Annotated in this window: 16 protein-coding genes and 1 pseudogene; all 17 read left to right on the top strand. The window is 37.6% G+C overall.

Going from position 1 to position 16,557, the window contains the following annotated elements:
- Positions 1-18: 18 nt before the first annotated feature.
- Positions 19-1,590: a hypothetical protein gene (locus FFM61_RS05845; RefSeq protein WP_074426931.1), complete on the top strand. Its 1,572-nt coding sequence runs from the start codon at positions 19-21 to the stop codon at positions 1,588-1,590.
- Entirely contained in the window at positions 1,591-1,872 is a 282-nt protein-coding gene (locus FFM61_RS05850; protein ID WP_074426932.1) for a hypothetical protein, read from the top strand.
- A 124-nt stretch (positions 1,873-1,996) separates the two neighbouring features.
- Positions 1,997-2,272, top strand: coding sequence for a hypothetical protein (locus FFM61_RS05855; RefSeq protein WP_074426933.1), 276 nt, complete (start codon positions 1,997-1,999; stop codon positions 2,270-2,272).
- Positions 2,273-4,458: pseudogene (locus FFM61_RS05860) on the top strand (type IA DNA topoisomerase). It begins immediately after the preceding gene.
- Between the two features lie 54 nt (positions 4,459-4,512).
- Positions 4,513-4,677, top strand: a complete 165-nt coding sequence (locus FFM61_RS05865; protein ID WP_043941736.1) for a type II toxin-antitoxin system RelB/DinJ family antitoxin — start codon at positions 4,513-4,515, stop codon at positions 4,675-4,677.
- Positions 4,678-4,981: 304 nt separating this feature from the next.
- Complete coding sequence (locus FFM61_RS05870; RefSeq protein WP_074426934.1) at positions 4,982-5,374, top strand: hypothetical protein; 393 nt, start codon at positions 4,982-4,984, stop codon at positions 5,372-5,374.
- Positions 5,375-5,611: 237 nt separating this feature from the next.
- Positions 5,612-6,649 carry an IS30 family transposase gene (locus FFM61_RS05875; protein ID WP_074426935.1) on the top strand — a complete coding sequence of 346 codons (1,038 nt, stop codon included), beginning with the start codon at positions 5,612-5,614 and terminating at the stop codon, positions 6,647-6,649.
- Positions 6,650-7,080: 431 nt separating this feature from the next.
- Positions 7,081-8,946 carry a DNA primase gene (gene dnaG / locus FFM61_RS05880; protein WP_074426936.1) on the top strand — a complete coding sequence of 622 codons (1,866 nt, stop codon included), beginning with the start codon at positions 7,081-7,083 and terminating at the stop codon, positions 8,944-8,946.
- A gap of 10 nt (positions 8,947-8,956) precedes the next feature.
- Entirely contained in the window at positions 8,957-10,090 is a 1,134-nt protein-coding gene (gene rpoD / locus FFM61_RS05885; RefSeq protein ID WP_042494209.1) for an RNA polymerase sigma factor RpoD, read from the top strand.
- A 106-nt stretch (positions 10,091-10,196) separates the two neighbouring features.
- The gene (locus FFM61_RS09115) at positions 10,197-10,877 is read left to right on the top strand and encodes an MFS transporter (protein WP_240005981.1); all 681 of its coding nucleotides are present in this window, start codon (positions 10,197-10,199) and stop codon (positions 10,875-10,877) included.
- A 51-nt stretch (positions 10,878-10,928) separates the two neighbouring features.
- Positions 10,929-11,420, top strand: coding sequence for an MFS transporter (locus tag FFM61_RS09120; RefSeq protein WP_240005982.1), 492 nt, complete (start codon positions 10,929-10,931; stop codon positions 11,418-11,420).
- A 118-nt stretch (positions 11,421-11,538) separates the two neighbouring features.
- On the top strand, positions 11,539-12,252 hold the full coding sequence (locus tag FFM61_RS05895; RefSeq protein WP_074426937.1) for a response regulator transcription factor: 714 nt from the start codon (positions 11,539-11,541) through the stop codon (positions 12,250-12,252).
- Positions 12,253-12,271: 19 nt separating this feature from the next.
- Entirely contained in the window at positions 12,272-13,642 is a 1,371-nt protein-coding gene (locus FFM61_RS05900; RefSeq protein ID WP_074426938.1) for a sensor histidine kinase, read from the top strand.
- Positions 13,643-13,664: 22 nt separating this feature from the next.
- Positions 13,665-14,267 carry a uridine kinase gene (gene udk / locus FFM61_RS05905; RefSeq protein WP_074426939.1) on the top strand — a complete coding sequence of 201 codons (603 nt, stop codon included), beginning with the start codon at positions 13,665-13,667 and terminating at the stop codon, positions 14,265-14,267.
- Positions 14,268-14,321: 54 nt separating this feature from the next.
- On the top strand, positions 14,322-15,395 hold the full coding sequence (gene pepA / locus FFM61_RS05910; RefSeq protein ID WP_074426940.1) for a glutamyl aminopeptidase: 1,074 nt from the start codon (positions 14,322-14,324) through the stop codon (positions 15,393-15,395).
- 32 nt (positions 15,396-15,427) lie between these two features.
- Positions 15,428-16,066: a YtpR family tRNA-binding protein gene (gene ytpR, locus FFM61_RS05915; RefSeq protein WP_074426941.1), complete on the top strand. Its 639-nt coding sequence runs from the start codon at positions 15,428-15,430 to the stop codon at positions 16,064-16,066.
- 12 nt (positions 16,067-16,078) lie between these two features.
- Positions 16,079-16,456 carry a hypothetical protein gene (locus FFM61_RS05920; RefSeq protein WP_074426942.1) on the top strand — a complete coding sequence of 126 codons (378 nt, stop codon included), beginning with the start codon at positions 16,079-16,081 and terminating at the stop codon, positions 16,454-16,456.
- The last annotated feature ends 101 nt before the right edge of the window (positions 16,457-16,557 follow it).

Genomic DNA, 16,557 nt, shown 5'->3' on the forward strand with positions numbered 1-16,557 from the left:
GAAAGGAGGGACATGTAGATGCATTGGCTAAAAGCAAAGAAACGACAACCGCCGGTTGATTTAGGCGATTATCGCGCCCAAGTGGTTAAAAGTACGTTAGATCGTGACAATCCGTTGATTAAACAATTGCTTGATGAGACGGGTCAAGTGACGCAAACCTGGCCTAATCTGAAACTAGATGAGTTAAAAACGCTGACAGAAAAATTACAACAAAACGTGGCGACCGCTACCGGTGAAGTGGTGCCGTTAGGGGACATCAGTTTTTTAACGGTAGACCCAAAAAATCCGAAGAAAACGGTGGAAACGGGCTTAACCTGGGAACATGCTGTGGTAAAAGGCGACATGGAAAATTTTGTCGTGGAAACAGTTAATCAAGTATTGAATGATGAACAAGTACGTCTGGCCGATGATTTAACGTATCAAGAATTAACAGACGCATTGACAGCCTTTTTAACTGCCAGTCATGAGCTAGGAGGCTTTACCGATCAAGAGTTACCAACCTTGCCCAGTGAAGACGAATATATTGAAGCCGTTGAGCATAATGAGCTCTTTAACCGGTTACCACAACGGTTAGTGGTTCGTGATGAACCCACGACTGATCAACCTGAACAGACGGTTAAATCAAGCCAACCACAATCTGAAACAACCTTATCAGAAGCTTCATCACAAGCAGCTAACGATGCTGAACCAGCTAGTGCAGCTAGTCAAGCTGCAACAGCAGCTGTCGCAGATGCTGCTTCGGTTGCCACGCAACCGGTAATGCCAGCTGCAGCTACCGCCGATAGCACTTTAACCATTGCCAAACTTATTCAAGCCTTTCAAGTTAAAACTTCGTTTTTCAAAACGAAACCGTTGGATGAAAAACAAACGGTGGTACCGGAAAGCGATGATTATGTTGACGTGATGATGGTACGCGAAACTAAAGAAGCAAATGCCTTCATGCAACAAACCGCCGATAAGGTGGCCGATGCTTACCGTGAGACACTGACGCAAAACATTGCCGATGTGCATGAAGATACGCAAGCCATTGATGACTTGCTAACAACAGATTGGCAAACACCAATTAAACAACAGGTAACGCAACGCCATACGAAAGATTATGGCAATCGTTTGGACAATTCGTTAGCAGCTTTAGATAATGATTATCAACAGGCTGTTGCCGAAGAAGAACAACGTCATGAACAAACGTTAACCAAGCTTGAACAACAATTAACCATTGATAAAGCCAAAACAACGGCTAAATTAACGGGTGATCGTGACCAAATTATTCAACATGAAATTGCCCAAATTATTACCACGCAAAAGCAATATATCGAGCAAGAAGTGCAACAATTACGCTATAACCAAGCCGAATTTAAACGCCACAAAGTGATTGACCAAATTGTGGCTGGGCAAAAGGAAGCTAATGACTTAATGACGAAAGCTTATCGGCAGTTATCGAGTGATTTAGAAGTACGCCGCCAAGATTTTATTAAGGAACATGAACATGCCTTAGGCATCCGTGAGGATTCAGATAAAGCCCAAGCTGAAAAGGAACGTCTCCAATTCGCTAATGCGGAAGTACTCAATCTTGAGAAACGCCATGACTAATTGAAATCAGTTAAAATGGTCCTAGAAGGTCAAATTGGTCAACTGCAAGCCGAATCATCTAAGTGGCAATTCCGTGCGGAAACGGCCCAAGAAGATTTGGAACGCGTTAAGCAACAATTGGTTGAAGTTAATCAACAATATGAGCATCGTTTACAGAGTGATCAAGTCGATTTAGCCCAACACCAAGAATTGGCACAACAAGCCCGCCAAGCTAAGTTAGCTAAGTGGTTACATCCATTTAAAAATCGGCAAAAAGAAACGAAGCATGTCTCACAGCCGTGAGACGAATCACGTCATGCCTGGTGGTCAGTTCTAGACTGGATGAGGTTCGATTCCTGATCATGATGATTGCTGAATTATCAGCAAATAATTTCTAAATACTAATATCAAAAATGGAGGGGAATATATGATATTTCAATTAAAACAATTTAAAAGACGTTGTCGCTATTACTTTGGGTATATGTATTCAGTTCTTTTCTATGTAGCACCTAGCCTACTAGCAGCTAATCTTTTTGAACAGGGCGAGGATTATATCGCCTTTTTGATGCTAGGTACAGGTTACCTGATGAGTATTTTATTTTTTGTTGCCAGTCGTAAAGACCAAAAATACTACCATGAAGTTCGTCATGAATTTGCGGGACTTTATGCAAAATTTGACCAATTAGAAAAGCGAGGTGACTAAATGAGCACGGTTATTCTAGCAGAGAAGCCGAGCCAAGCACGAGCTTATGTGGATGCTTTGCAACAGAATACCAAACAATCGGGTTACTACGAGGTCAGTGACCCGATTTTGCCGTCAGATACAACCATCACGTTTGGGTTTGGTCATTTAGTTGAACTGGCACCACCTGATGATTACGATGCCAAATTTAAGCACTGGTCGTTGGACAATTTGCCGATTTTTCCGGAAAAATACCACTTTGTGGTTGGGGCAGATAAACAAAAGCAATTCAAGATTGTTAAAAAGCTATTACAAGCTGCCGATACCATTATTATCGCCACAGATAGTGACCGTGAAGGCAGTAACATTGCTTGGAGCATTATTAAGCAAGCTGGAGCTTATACAAAGAACAAAACCTATCAACGTTTGTGGATTAATAGTTTAGAAAAAGCAGCTATTCGAGAAGGTTTTCAACATTTACGTACAGGCGCTAGTGATCTACCGGCTTATTACGAAGCACAAACGCGCCAGATTAGTGATTGGTTAGTCGGCATGAATGCGAGTCCGCTATACACGTTATTATTACGACAAGCAGGTGTCCACGGCGTTTATTCCATTGGGCGTGTGCAAACCCCAACGCTGTATATGGTTTATGAACGTGATTTAGCGATTAAAAACTTTCACCCGACACCTTATTTAGAGTTACAAGCACAAGTCCAAGTTGAACAGCAAACATTTCAAGCAAAATTAGAGCCATATCAGCGTTTTGATGATCAAAATCAGCTTAATACCTACATGGCGTCTAAAACCGTGCAAATTGGTTTACAGGACGGTTTCATTGCGGGTGTTGATACAACGGCTAAGCAAACCGCTAGTCCGCGTTTGTTTTCGTTGTCGAGTTTGCAAAGTACCATGAATAAACAAGCGCACGTCAGTGCTAGTGAAACGTTAAAAGCGGTGCAAGCATTGTATGAAGCGAAATTATTAACTTATCCACGAACGGATTGTCAGTATATTACGGATCAAGAATTTGATTATTTACTGGATAACCTGACGGCTTACCAAGCATCGATTCCAGAAGAAGTTGTTTTAGATCATCTGACCGCCAATAAACGTTATGTTAATGGAGCTAAGGTGCAAGAACACCACGCCATCATTATGACCAAAACGGTCCCAACACCAGCGCAGTTACAAAAGCTCACGCCTTTGACGCAACAAATTTATGATTTGGTCCTACGAACGACGTTGGCCATGTTTGCCCAGCCGTATGAATACCAAGAAACCGTCATTATAACGCAAGTTGGCCAAGCCCTATTTAAAGCCACGGGTAAAGTTTCCACTAATCCCGGCTGGCAGGTATTATTAAAACAACCACTGACAGAAAAAAAGGAACCGGAATCAGAAGAACCGGCTGTTTTGCCTAAAGTTATGCAGGGGCAACAAGTCCAAGTGACGTTAGCTGCCGCTAAGAAACTAACCAAAGCGCCCATACCTTTCACCGAAGGAACGTTAATTACCGCTATGAAAACAGCTGGTAAAACATTGGATGATGCCGACGAACAAGATATTTTAAAGAAGCTGAAGGAATTGGGACTGAAGCCACCCGGGCTAATATTTTGGAAGTGCTTAAAAAGCGGCAGTATTTAGTGACGGCAAAGAATCAGTTACATGTATCGGCAAGTGGACAAACCTTATGTCAAGCTGTTTCATTACAGCCACTATTAACAAGCCCAACTATGACGGCAAAATGGGAAACCGCTTTGAAACAAATTGGTCAACAACAACGGACGCCAAACAACTTTCTTGGCCAAATTCAAAAATTTGTGCAGAAATTAATTGACGAAGTACCAGACCAATTAGGCCAATCAACAACTATGCAGCAGCAAATTAACGGACAAAAAGACTATGAAGCTAAGCAACAAGCAGCCGCTAATCTAGGGCAATGCCCGGTCTGTCAGCAAGGACAAATTGTGGACAAAGGCAAGTTTTACGGCTGTACGAATTATAAAGCTGATCAATCATGCCAATTTACGCTGCCCAAAAAATGGAGTAGTAAAACACTGACACCAACCATTGTCACAACTTTACTAACGAAAGGGACGACCGCTAAGTTGAAGGGGTTTAAATCAAAGAAAACGGGCAAGTCGTTTCAAGCAAAATTGCAGTTGAAAAATGGCAAACTAGCTTTTGATTTTGGTAAGCAATAATATTCAGTAACATGACGCTGATATACAGACATAAAGGGGAACTATATTATGGTTATGAGTGAAAAGTTAATTCAATTACGAGTCGAAGAAGATGTTAAGGATAAAGCAGATGCCATTTTTAAGGCACAAGGGCTAACGACACAGTCAGCAATCAAAATGTTTTTAACACAAGTTGCGCATACAGGTGAATCACCTTTTGATCATTTGTTTAAAAATTAATCTGGGTTTATCCTCTGATTAATATTAATTGCAGAGGTGTCGTAAAATTCGTACAATATAGGTGATAGGTATTAACAATAGATACCTATTAACTTGTTTTTACTACATCTTATTTTATCGTTTGTTTCATCTTTTTCAAATATTATCTGATTTGCGAAGATATTTAAGGCCAGTAACTTACTGGTCTTTTTTAATATATTAAGCAAAGTTTGTCTCTACAAAATAATATTTGATTAATCATTTAATTAGTTTAAAATTAATGATATACAGTTAAAACTAACAATTAAGTGGCGAGGTAACACTCATGATGAATCAAGATGAAGAATTACAGGAACAATTAAAGCGAGCAGCACATTTTTTTAAATATGATTATCAGGATCGGGGCCTAGTGAAATGGCAAGGGTTCTTTCTTAGTGATCACACAGCAGATGTGGCTAGCTACTCAAATAACAGAGCTCAAAATATAGCGCGCCAGGACCAGCAAGAAATGACACAAGAAGCCATTGGTCGGTATTTAATGAAAGCTTTTGATCAACATTTCCCAGTTACTTTGCAATTACGGAATCACAATGATGAAGGGGTGGTGAGTCCGTTTTATCATGGCAAAGTGCTAGGATTTCAAGATGATGATGTGATTCTTTCAGGTCATCAACGCCGATTTCCAATGTGTGATATTTTATATGTTGCACGACACTAACACTAGTTATAACTAAAACATCAGTAAATTAGGACTAGCGTCTGCTGGTCTTTTTAATTTGGCAAAATTTAATTGCTGTGAAACAGCATTCTACGGCCATTTTTGATTGTAAAGTGACCAACTATGCACGGTTTATTTAATCTAATCACTTGTGTGAACGGGTATTCTATTATTAGGTAAAGGTTTTAACGCTATTTTTAAATTTACCAATCAATACTTTGTTGAGGAGATTAACTTATGAGATCTTATAAACGCTTAAGTCGTTCAGAGCGCTACTACATTTATATTTGGTACTATGAACAAAAAATTAGCTTACGCCAGATTGCCTTACGGTTACACCGGACACCCAAAACAATCTATGACGAAGTGCATTATAATCGGCGCCGTACTGATGTTTCATTAGACAGAATTCCCTATGATCCGGAATATGCCGATTGGTTAGCTGCACAAAATCGTATTAATCGTAATTACGGTAAATTACATACGTCACGTGGTACTTTAAAACGCATTCAAAAAGCGGTTGAGGAAAAGCATTGGACGATCCCGATGATAGCGCACCGTGTGAAAAATGCGCCTTCAGCGGCAACCTTATATCGTTATTTAAAATTAGGCGTGCCTGCCTTGCTTAATTACCAAAAACATAAGTATCACATGCGACCAGTTTCTATGCGTGAAATTATGCGATCGCATCGCGAAAGCGATTTTATGCAAACTCACAGTATTGAGCAACGACCATCAATCATTAATGAGCGACGTAATTTTGGTCACTGGGAAATGGATTGTATTGATTCCTCTAAAGGGGTTAAAGCCAGTCTCTTGGTTTTTTACGAACGTAAAAGTCGGTATGTGGAAATCATGAAGTTAGCCAGTAAACAAGTCAGTGCCATGCATGATGCAATTGAACAATTTTTAAAACGGCATCCGAATCAAGTTCAATCAATCACGACAGATCGGGGTCACGAGTTTACAAACTTTGATGTAATGATGTTGCTTGATAGGTGGCAGGTGGCTGTCTATTTTACCCATGCATATAGTCCGGCAGAAAAGGGGGGTATTGAACGCATTAATCGTGATATTCGGCACTTCTTTCCCAAAGGGCAGAGTTTTACTAAAATTACCTTAGTGGCACTACGTGCTGTTCAAGATATTATTAACCACTATCCCAAAGCAGTATTAGGGTGGAAAACACCGCAAGTCTGCTATAACCAATTCTTACAAAGCCAAAAATTCCGTCAAAAGAAAGCGCATCGGTTAAATAATAGCCAATTGGCTTAAGGTCAATCAGGTAACTGAATAACTAACTAAACTTGTATTTTTGCTGCTTAAATACAAGTCCTTTTGGCTGCCTTGAATTAGCTGCTGAACACATGTAAATATTTCTGTCAGATAATTGGTTTCAGCCAGCAATAAAAGTCACAACGAGATAATCCAAAAATGATATTGAAATGTAAAAAAGCGGGCAAAGGTTGGTTTAATGCAGTGCACGTCCTTTGCTTAAAATTTTTTAAGAAATTGCTAGTTAAAGACTTGACAATTCCCTTGACAATTTAGTTTACATAATATTTGTGTGAGGTTTTAAGAACCTTATCATAACAATCTTTCGAACGTTTCATAGGGGTTGACAAGATACTTGCATATTAATTATTCAAGCGTATAATTATAGAAGCTGGAAAAGTTCATTTTGTTTGAAATGGAGGTGCTATGTTATGGCTAAAATTCCTCAGCAACTCGTAGAAGAAGTACGTGAACGTATCAATATTATCGATGTTGTTTCACCATATGTACAGTTAAAGAAACAAGGACGCAATTTGTTTGGTAAATGTCCTTTTCATGAGGAACGTACACCGTCATTTTCTGTTAATGAAGAGAAGCAAATTTTTCACTGCTTTTCTTGTGGACGAGGAGGTAATGCGTTTAGTTTTTTGATGGAAATTGAAAACATGTCATTTCCACAAGCAGTAGCAAAACTTGCACCACAAGCAGGTGTAGCTATAGATGATTCATATTTGAATAATCAAACTAATGTACAGGTTGATTCAGAGACAAAAGCTTTGCGTGATTTGTATGCCGAAGCAACTAGGTTATACCATCATTTATTGGTTAATACAGATTCTGGTGAGCAGGCTTTAGCATATTTAACTGCACGTGGATTAGATGAATCCACAATTGATGCATTTATGTTGGGTTATGCCCCTGAAGGAAATATTTTATACGAATATTTTCAAACGCAGAAAATTGACTATCAGTTATTACGTAAGTCGGAATTATTTGTTGAGTGGTCCGATGGTAGTTTACATGATCGTTTTACTGAGCGTGTATTGTTCACAATTAGGGATAGTAGTGGGCATCCGATTGCGTTTTCAGGGCGCAAGTTGACAAGTGATGATGATGTGCCAAAGTATGTTAATTCTCCGGAAAGTCCATTATTTAATAAATCTTCTGAACTTTTTAATTTAGATTTAGCAAAAGATACTATTAAAAAGCAAAAAACGGTTATTTTATTTGAAGGCTTTATGGATGTGATAGCAGCATTTCAATCAGGAATTGCAAATGGTGTTGCATCAATGGGAACGTCACTAACAATAGAACAGGTGCAACAGCTATCGCGATTGGCCGATAAGATTAGTATTACGTATGATTCGGATATGGCCGGTCAAAAAGCGACAAAGCGTGCGTTAGATTTAATTGCGCAACATAGTCGTCTATCAGCACAAGTTATTCATATACCTGATAATCAAGATCCAGATGAGTATCTACGCTCAAATGATGCTGATGCATTTAAGCAAGTATTGACACATAATATAGAGGATCCTGTTACATTTAATCTACGCTATCTACAAATTGATCGTAACTTAAATAATCAAACGGAATTTTTTACTTATATTAGTGATGCACTTGCAGTAATTGCAACCGTTGAAGAGCCGGTCATTAGAGAGCGTTTTTTGCGACAAGTCGCAAATGAATTTGATTTAAGTTATGAAGCGTTACAAGATCAAATTCGACCGCTTTTGTTACAACGCCAAGCGCGTCAACCGTCAAAACACCAGCATGATCAGCAGCAAAAAGAGATATCATCTAGTTCGCAGGTATATACTAGTAATGTTACTGTTAAGCGCAATGTATCCCGAATTGAAAAAGCAGAACAAATTTTATTTGCGTGGATGTTACATGATAATGATGTTTGGTTACAAGTCACAAATTACGTTGGCTTTTCATTTCAAGATGTGTCTTATGAAACATTATTTATGATTGCTATGGCATATCGTGAAGAGTATCAACAAGAACCAATCAATGATATGGCCGCATTTATGGATTATGTACAAAAACCAGAATTAACACGTATTTTAGCCTCATTGGCAGAAATAGACCCTCAGTTATTTACTGACCGTGAACAAGTCTTAGCATATATTAATGTGATTAATAACGAAGCGCCGCTAGAGGAAAAAATTCGACAATTATCTCGTAATATTAAAGAAGCTAACCGACTTCAAGATCATGGTCGCGTTGCACAACTAAGTGTTGCATATTTAGCTGCATTAAAAGAAAAACAAAATAAAAATACAAAACACTAAGGAGTCTATGATGGTTGCAAAGAAAACACAAGATAAAACGACCTTTAATAAGGCAGACTTTGATAAAGCTGTTAAAGGAATTATCAAAGAATTTAAAAAAGATAAGCAAATAAAGGAAACTGATTTGCAAAAGGCTGTTGTAAAGCCAATGAGTTTAAATGCCGATCAGATCGATGATTTGTATGACAAAATTGAATCAGCTGGTATTTCTATTGTTGATGAACAAGGTGAACCAACTGCACGAGCTTTGGAAAACAAGAAGACAAAGTTATCAGAAAAAGAGCTTAAGCAAGCTGCTGATGCACCAACTGGGATGAAAATCAATGATCCTGTCCGGATGTATTTGAAGGAAATTGGTCGTGTATCATTGCTAACTGGGCCGGAAGAAGTTTCTCTAGCCGAAAGAATTGAAGCTGGTGATGAAACTGCTAAGCAAGAATTGGCTGAAGCCAACCTACGTTTGGTAGTTTCTATCGCCAAGCGTTATGTTGGTCGTGGTATGCAGTTCCTTGATTTAATTCAAGAAGGAAATATGGGCTTGATGAAGGCTGTTGAAAAGTTCGACTACCGTAAGGGATTCAAGTTTTCAACATATGCAACATGGTGGATTCGTCAAGCAATTACTCGTGCAATTGCTGACCAAGCACGTACCATTCGAATTCCTGTACACATGGTGGAGACAATCAATAAGTTAATCCGTATTCAACGTAATTTGTTACAGGATTTGGGTCGCGAACCAACGCCAGAAGAAATTGGTGCTGAAATGGACGTTCCAACGGATAAAGTTCGTGATATTTTAAAGATTGCACAAGAACCTGTATCATTAGAAACACCAATTGGTGAAGAGGATGATTCACATTTGGGTGACTTTATTGAAGATAATGAAGCTATATCGCCAGCTGATTCAGCTGCGTACCAGATGCTAAAAGAACAGTTAGAGTCAGTATTAGACACATTAACTGATCGTGAAGAAAATGTTTTGCGTTTACGTTTTGGGCTTGAAGATGGTCGTACCCGAACATTGGAAGAAGTTGGAAAAGTATTTGGGGTTACACGTGAACGAATTCGACAAATTGAAGCAAAAGCGTTGCGTAAGTTGCGCCATCCATCACGTTCAAAGCAATTACGTGATTTCTTGGATTAAGCAATAAGTGGCGACAATAATAGAGTGGTTTAACTATATGACATAGTTAAAGCCACTTTTTTTAAATAAAAAATCATTATTACTAGTATAAAAAGGAGGTGTGTCTATGGATGAACACCAATCAAAATTAGCAAATTTTAGTTTCCCACTATTGGCATCGAATTTTGCCTCAGTTTTTGGTGATGGCGTATATCGTTTTGGATTGAACTGGTTTTTAGTGGCAAGCTATGGTAATGCTCAAATATTAGGACTATTAACCGGATTCGGATTTGTTGTGTATGTTTTAAATGATATTTTTGTTGGTTCAATTCTTGATCGATTTAATCGTAAAATCGTTTTACTATGTGCAGATACATTGGGGGCAATTGGGGCGTTAAGTTTATCCTTTTTTATAGATCCTACGAAACCACAAATATGGATTTTATTTATTTTAACTTTTATATTAAATATTGACGTGTCATATTCGTATCCCGCAACGCGTGCAATTCTACCTAATGTTATTAATAAACAGTCTTTAGCTAGTTTCAACGCCTGGGCAAGTGCAGCTTTTTCAACAGGACAAGCTCTGGGTCCACTTGTTGGTGGGTTATTATTACATTTAGAATGGATTAATCTAAAAACATTTTTACAAATATTAGGGTTGATGTTACTAGTGACGGTGTTATTTAATTTAGCGATTAAGTATCGCCCTGAGCCAAAAGATAAAACGAGCGAATCAGAACCATTTTTGAAAAGCTTGATAGATGGATTTAGATATGTACAACAATCACCTAAATTATTTGAATGAATGTTATTAACAATTTGGACGAATTTTTTCTTTGAAGGTTTTATTTTAGCAATGCCATATCTTATTCAGCATAATTATCATGGCTCAGCCACTAGTTATTCAACAGCACTAACATTGGCAGCTGTTGCAGGTGTCTTAGTAAGTGTATTGCTAGCTAAATTCCCTACTTTTAATACCATTAATTCGATGTATCGTGATTTTTACTTATTAGGTGCAGCTTTCATTTTGACAACATTCTTTCAACACCTTTGGGTATTTATTATTTTAGTTATTTTATATGGATTCGCAAGATCTGCTTTTGTAATTAAAATTAATACTGTCCGTCAGCAAGCTAGTTCACCAGCATATCTTGGTCGTGTGTTTGGTATTTCATTTTTTGCGACTGATTTATTTGCACCACTTATTACAATTTCGTTAGGCTATGGGGTTTCAATTATGGGAGCCTGGACACTCTTTGTATTAGGGAGCTTATTATTGGGTGGTATGATGGCAATTAAAGTTTTGAGTAATCATCATGAAAAAAAGTTAGGGAAACAATTCTAATTAATAAATGAGCGGTCATTTATTTTATGGAATGTATATTTTTATATTCACAATAACCCGCAAATTCGTTAATTTTCGTGGTAAACTTATAGTTAATATATGATATGGGAGTTTATTTATGACAAAAGTTTTAGTCGTTGATGATGAACCATCATTACAAACTTTGCTAACGTATAATTTAAAAAAAGCTGGTTTTGAAGTCGTTGCAGCTTTAGATGGAAAACGAGCACTAGAAATTATTCGAGAAGGTGACATTGATGTTGTACTATTAGATGTTATGTTACCAGAAGTAAGTGGTGTCGATGTCACGCGTGAATTACGTGCTGAAAAAAACCAGATTCCGATTATTATGCTTACAGCATTAGATGATGAAATAGATAAAGTAGTTGGCTTAGAAATTGGTGCTGATGATTATGTTACAAAACCTTTTAGTCCACGTGAAGTGATTGCTCGTGTACATGCTGTTTTACGTCGTTTTAACCAAAAGCAAGAGCCGGTTTCAGAAAATAACGTTAAGCAAATCCAATCATTTGGCCGTTTAACCATTGATTTCGATAAAATGGTTGTACAGTTTGATGGTGAAATTGTTAGATTAACACCAAAAGAATACGAATTATTGGCTTATATGGCTGAACGAGAAGGTCGTGTTTTAAGTCGCGAAACGATTTTAGATGGTGTTTGGGGCTACGAATTTTCGGGGCCAGATACTCGAATGGTGGATATGCACCTATCACATTTACGCGATAAAATCGAACTAGACCCCAAGCATCCGGTATATTTAAAAACAGTCCGTGGATTTGGGTATCGTTTTGATCGTTCTCATGATGAATAAACATGGAAAGGATTAAAATATGAATATTGATGAATTAATTGAATCAGCAAAGCGATTTGTGCTTTTTTGGTTTGTTTACGCTGCCATTATTTGGCTTATTTTATGGTTGACATCTATGACGGGTGACCAAAACGTCACTTTGAAATGGCATGTCTTAATTTTACTCTCAATGATTTTGTCTGGTGCAACAACATTAGCACTCGAGATTCAACGACAACGTCGTGATGCACATTTAGCCTTGTTTATTGAGAAATTACAAGATTTAGAGACAACGCATACTCACACGGCACACGTTTTAATGCATCCTGATGACTCATTGGCACCACTTGCAACGGCTATTAATAATGTACAACATCTTAATAGCCAACGTATTAAAATTATGCAAGAACAAAGTAGTACCATGGAAACCTTAATGGATAACATGCCGATGGGTGTTTTACAAATCACACCAGAACGCAAGATTATTCAGGCAAATGAACAATCACGCAAGTTGTTAGGCGTTTCAAGTGATTTAGTAAATACACATTACGATAATGTTATTAAATATCATCGGTTGATGGAATTATTTGAACAGGCATTGAAACAAAAGAAAAAAATTCGTGAACTTGTGAAACTTGAGAATAAAATGGTGGATGTTTCCATCGTCTATTATCAAACTAGAAAACGTCATTTTGAATTGCTAGTTCTTTTGTATGATATGACAGAAGTTATTCAAATGAAGGATATGCAAACAGCCTTTGTTGCGAATGCTTCACATGAATTGAGAACACCATTGACAGCGATTGCTGGTTTTACAGAAACTCTATTGAGTGGTGCGCAAAATGATCCTGCTGACAGGCAGGAATTTTTAGAAATTATTCAATCTGAAACAAATCGACTATTAGATTTAACTGATGATATTTTGACTTTGGCTAAGGTTCCTGAGCAAACGCATTCATTACAAGAATTTAATATGTTTGAAATGGCTACTAAGATTTTCAATACTAAAAAGCGTAAAGATAAATTGAATTTGTCACTTAAAAATGATGTTAGTGAAACATTAATAATTAAACAAGATAAACGTGTTTTTGAGCAAATTTTGACTAATCTAATTGGAAACGCAATGAAATACAATCGACAAGATGGTACTATCAAAGTTTCAGCCATGGTAACGGCTCATGAATTGGCGTTCGCGGTTAAGGATACAGGTTTGGGAATTCCAAGTGATGAACAAGATCGCATTTTTGAACGCTTTTATCGTATTGATAAATCACGGACAAAATCAATACCGGGAACAGGTTTAGGATTAGCAATTGTTAATGACTTAGTAGAACAAGCACAGGGTCAAATTCAATTAGAAAGTCAAGTTGGTGTTGGGTCAACAATTACGGTTACCTTGCCATTACAATAGTTAAAGAAGAAAGAGGCTAAGTATGTCTATATCACGTCCAATGGTAATTGGTGTTACGGGAGGATCTGGGTCCGGTAAAACAACTGTTAGCCAGGATATTATTAAACGTTTGGCGGGGGAATCAGTTGTAATGATTCCTCAAGATGCGTATTATCACGATCAAAGTGACAAAAACATGGCCGAACGGCGGATGACTAATTATGATCATCCAGATTCTTTGGATAATGAATTGTTAATTGAACAATTAAAACAATTATTAGAGCGCAAAACAATTGAACAACCTGTATACGACTATACAAATCACACACGATCAACTAAAAAAGTGGAAATTCAACCTGCTGATGTGATCATTTTAGAAGGGGTTTTATTATTCACAGAAGCAAAGTTACGCGATTTGTTAGACATCAAAATTTACGTGGATACTGATGATGACTTACGGTTCATTCGTCGAATGCAACGTGATATTGTTGAACGTGGAAGAACTGTAGATTCTGTTGTTAACCAATATTTAGAAACAGTCAAACCAATGTATCACCAGTTTGTGGAACCCACAAAACGATATGCTGATATTATTTTGCCAGAAGGTGGCGCAAATACAGTCGGCATTGGTATGTTAGAGGCCTAGATTAGGGATATTTTAAATAAAAACAAGGCATAATTGTTAGAAAGTGTGAATTAAGTGGAAGAAAAAATTTGGAATCGTATTGTTAAATATACAGAGTTACAAGGAACGTCTGGCCAAGAATATCAAATTAGACAAGCGTTCAGAGAAGATCTTTCACCACTAGTAGATGAAGTTGTTCAAAATGGACTAGGTGGGTTGTACGGTATCAAACATAACCCAGACACACATGCGCCACGGATCATGTTTGGTGCCCATATGGATGAAGTTGGTTTTGTGGTTACACAAATTACAAACCGTGGTATGTTGGTGGTTGCCCCCGTTGGTGGATGGAATCCTTATACTGTATCAGCTGAACGTTTTACATTATTCACACGTAATAAACAGTATCCCGTTGTTTCTTCATCAGTTTCACCGCATTTGTTACGTCAAGGAAATGTTAGTGGGACACCACAAATTCAAGACATTTTATTTGATGCTGGTTTTTCGTCTAAGGATGAAGCAGAGTCATTTGATGTGCACCCGGGTGATTTCATTGTACCAAAGGTTTCAACAACAATGATGGCAACTGGTAAGCGAGTTGCATCTAAAAGTTGGGACAATCGTTTTGGATTAGTTACCATTTTAAATGCGTTAGAAAATTTGCAAAATAAAGCGTTGCCTAATACGCTAATTATGGGAGCAAATACGCAGGAAGAAGTTGGTTTGCGTGGTGTTGGTCCGGCTGTAAATCAATTAAAGCCGGATATTTTCTTTGCACTTGATTCTTCTGCTGCTGATGATACAACTTCAGCTCAAGGTCAAGGACAGATGGATCAAGGCGCATTGCTACGTGTATTTGATCCAGGGGTTATTATGCCGTTGCGTTTAAAGGAATTTGTATTAGATACTGCTTTAGATGCACATATTCCATTGCAATACTTTGTTGCTAAGGGTGGCACAGATGCTCACGGTGCACAGTCCCAAAATAATGGGATTCCTTCAGTTGCGTTAGGTGTTGCTTCACGTTATATTCATACCCATCAAACGGTTTGGTCAATCGCTGATTTTGAAGCAGCTCAAGCGTTAGTTGAAACTTTAGCCCAAAAATTAGATGCAAGTACTGTAAATGATATTATTTACGGTAATTAAAAATAATTAATTTAAAAAGGAGAATTGACAGCATGCTAATTGCTAGCTATAATCCCGCTGGAATGGGTGATAATTTAATTGTCTTAACCCAACAAGGAACAGAATATACTTTTTCACAACAAGAAAACGTTGTACAATTTATTAACAAAAATGAAGAGGTTATTGGTTATAACTTTATTAATATCAGCGAATCATTAGATTTAGCTCATACTAATGGTCAAGTATTTCTTACTGAAGAGCAAGTGCATATTTTAAATAACCTAATTACAGCAGCTGATTTTACATCAACATTGACTGTTGATAATACACCTAAATTTGTTGTTGGTTATGTAGAATCTGCAGAACCACATCCTGATTCTGACCATTTACAAGTAACAACAACTGTTGTTGACAATGATGAACGCATACAAATTGTGTCAGGCTCACCAAATATGAAACAAGGAATTAAAGTCGTTGTTGCGAAAGTTGGTGCAATGATGCCATCAGGTTTGATTATTTGGCCAGGTGCACTACGCGGTGTTAAGTCAAACGGTATGATTGTTTCGGGACGTGAGTTACAGTTACCAAATGCACCACAGGTACCTGGTGCATTAATTTTGCCTGAAGATTTTGCACCAGTAGGAACGCCGTTTGATGCACAATCACCTGCAGCGCAAGCATTATTTGAATAAGGGTGGTGTAAAATGCCTATGCAACGCCCAATTGTTTTTTACGAAAATTTAATGCATACCTATGATAATCAGGTTGCAGAATTGTTGGCTGCCAAAACAACATACATTCTTTTGGCGTCAGACCAAGATAATGAAGTCCAAAACCTTGGTGTTATTGATGAGGCGTTGCCAACAAAGCCAGTGATTACAGAAGTCCTTCAACCAAAGGTTAAAAAAGAAGCACCAAAGCAGACAACTACTAAAAAAACTGCAAAGGTTAATAAGACTCTAACAAAAGCTAAGGCTAAACCTAAGTCTATCAAAACAGGTTTGGGCTTAAGTTTAGATGATATTCTTTCAGAAGAGGATAGTGTTGCTGCACGTGATCATAATCAATACTTTAATGATTAATAATATTAAAAACATTTGTCTAGATAATGAAGACAAGTGTTTTTTTTGGTAAGATGGAAATAACAAAATTTGATAAACGCAATTTACGTTAGAATGGATAA

This window comes from Weissella hellenica, assembly GCF_005405545.1.
Lineage (GTDB): Bacteria > Bacillota > Bacilli > Lactobacillales > Lactobacillaceae > Weissella > Weissella hellenica.

Excerpts from the sequence above, each read along its gene's own strand:
- FFM61_RS09115 (WP_240005981.1), top strand. The coding sequence starts at position 10,197 with ATGGATGAACACCAATCAAAATTAGCAAATTTTAGTTTCCCACTATTG.
- ytpR (WP_074426941.1), top strand. The coding sequence starts at position 15,428 with ATGCTAATTGCTAGCTATAATCCCGCTGGAATGGGTGATAATTTAATT.
- FFM61_RS05865 (WP_043941736.1), top strand. The coding sequence starts at position 4,513 with ATGAGTGAAAAGTTAATTCAATTACGAGTCGAAGAAGATGTTAAGGAT.
- FFM61_RS05900 (WP_074426938.1), top strand. The coding sequence starts at position 12,272 with ATGAATATTGATGAATTAATTGAATCAGCAAAGCGATTTGTGCTTTTT.
- FFM61_RS05875 (WP_074426935.1), top strand. The coding sequence starts at position 5,612 with ATGAGATCTTATAAACGCTTAAGTCGTTCAGAGCGCTACTACATTTAT.
- rpoD (WP_042494209.1), top strand. The coding sequence starts at position 8,957 with ATGGTTGCAAAGAAAACACAAGATAAAACGACCTTTAATAAGGCAGAC.
- FFM61_RS05845 (WP_074426931.1), top strand. The coding sequence starts at position 19 with ATGCATTGGCTAAAAGCAAAGAAACGACAACCGCCGGTTGATTTAGGC.
- FFM61_RS05870 (WP_074426934.1), top strand. The coding sequence starts at position 4,982 with ATGATGAATCAAGATGAAGAATTACAGGAACAATTAAAGCGAGCAGCA.
- FFM61_RS05855 (WP_074426933.1), top strand. The coding sequence starts at position 1,997 with ATGATATTTCAATTAAAACAATTTAAAAGACGTTGTCGCTATTACTTT.
- FFM61_RS05895 (WP_074426937.1), top strand. The coding sequence starts at position 11,539 with ATGACAAAAGTTTTAGTCGTTGATGATGAACCATCATTACAAACTTTG.
- FFM61_RS09120 (WP_240005982.1), top strand. The coding sequence starts at position 10,929 with ATGCCATATCTTATTCAGCATAATTATCATGGCTCAGCCACTAGTTAT.
- FFM61_RS05920 (WP_074426942.1), top strand. The coding sequence starts at position 16,079 with ATGCCTATGCAACGCCCAATTGTTTTTTACGAAAATTTAATGCATACC.
- dnaG (WP_074426936.1), top strand. The coding sequence starts at position 7,081 with ATGGCTAAAATTCCTCAGCAACTCGTAGAAGAAGTACGTGAACGTATC.
- udk (WP_074426939.1), top strand. The coding sequence starts at position 13,665 with ATGTCTATATCACGTCCAATGGTAATTGGTGTTACGGGAGGATCTGGG.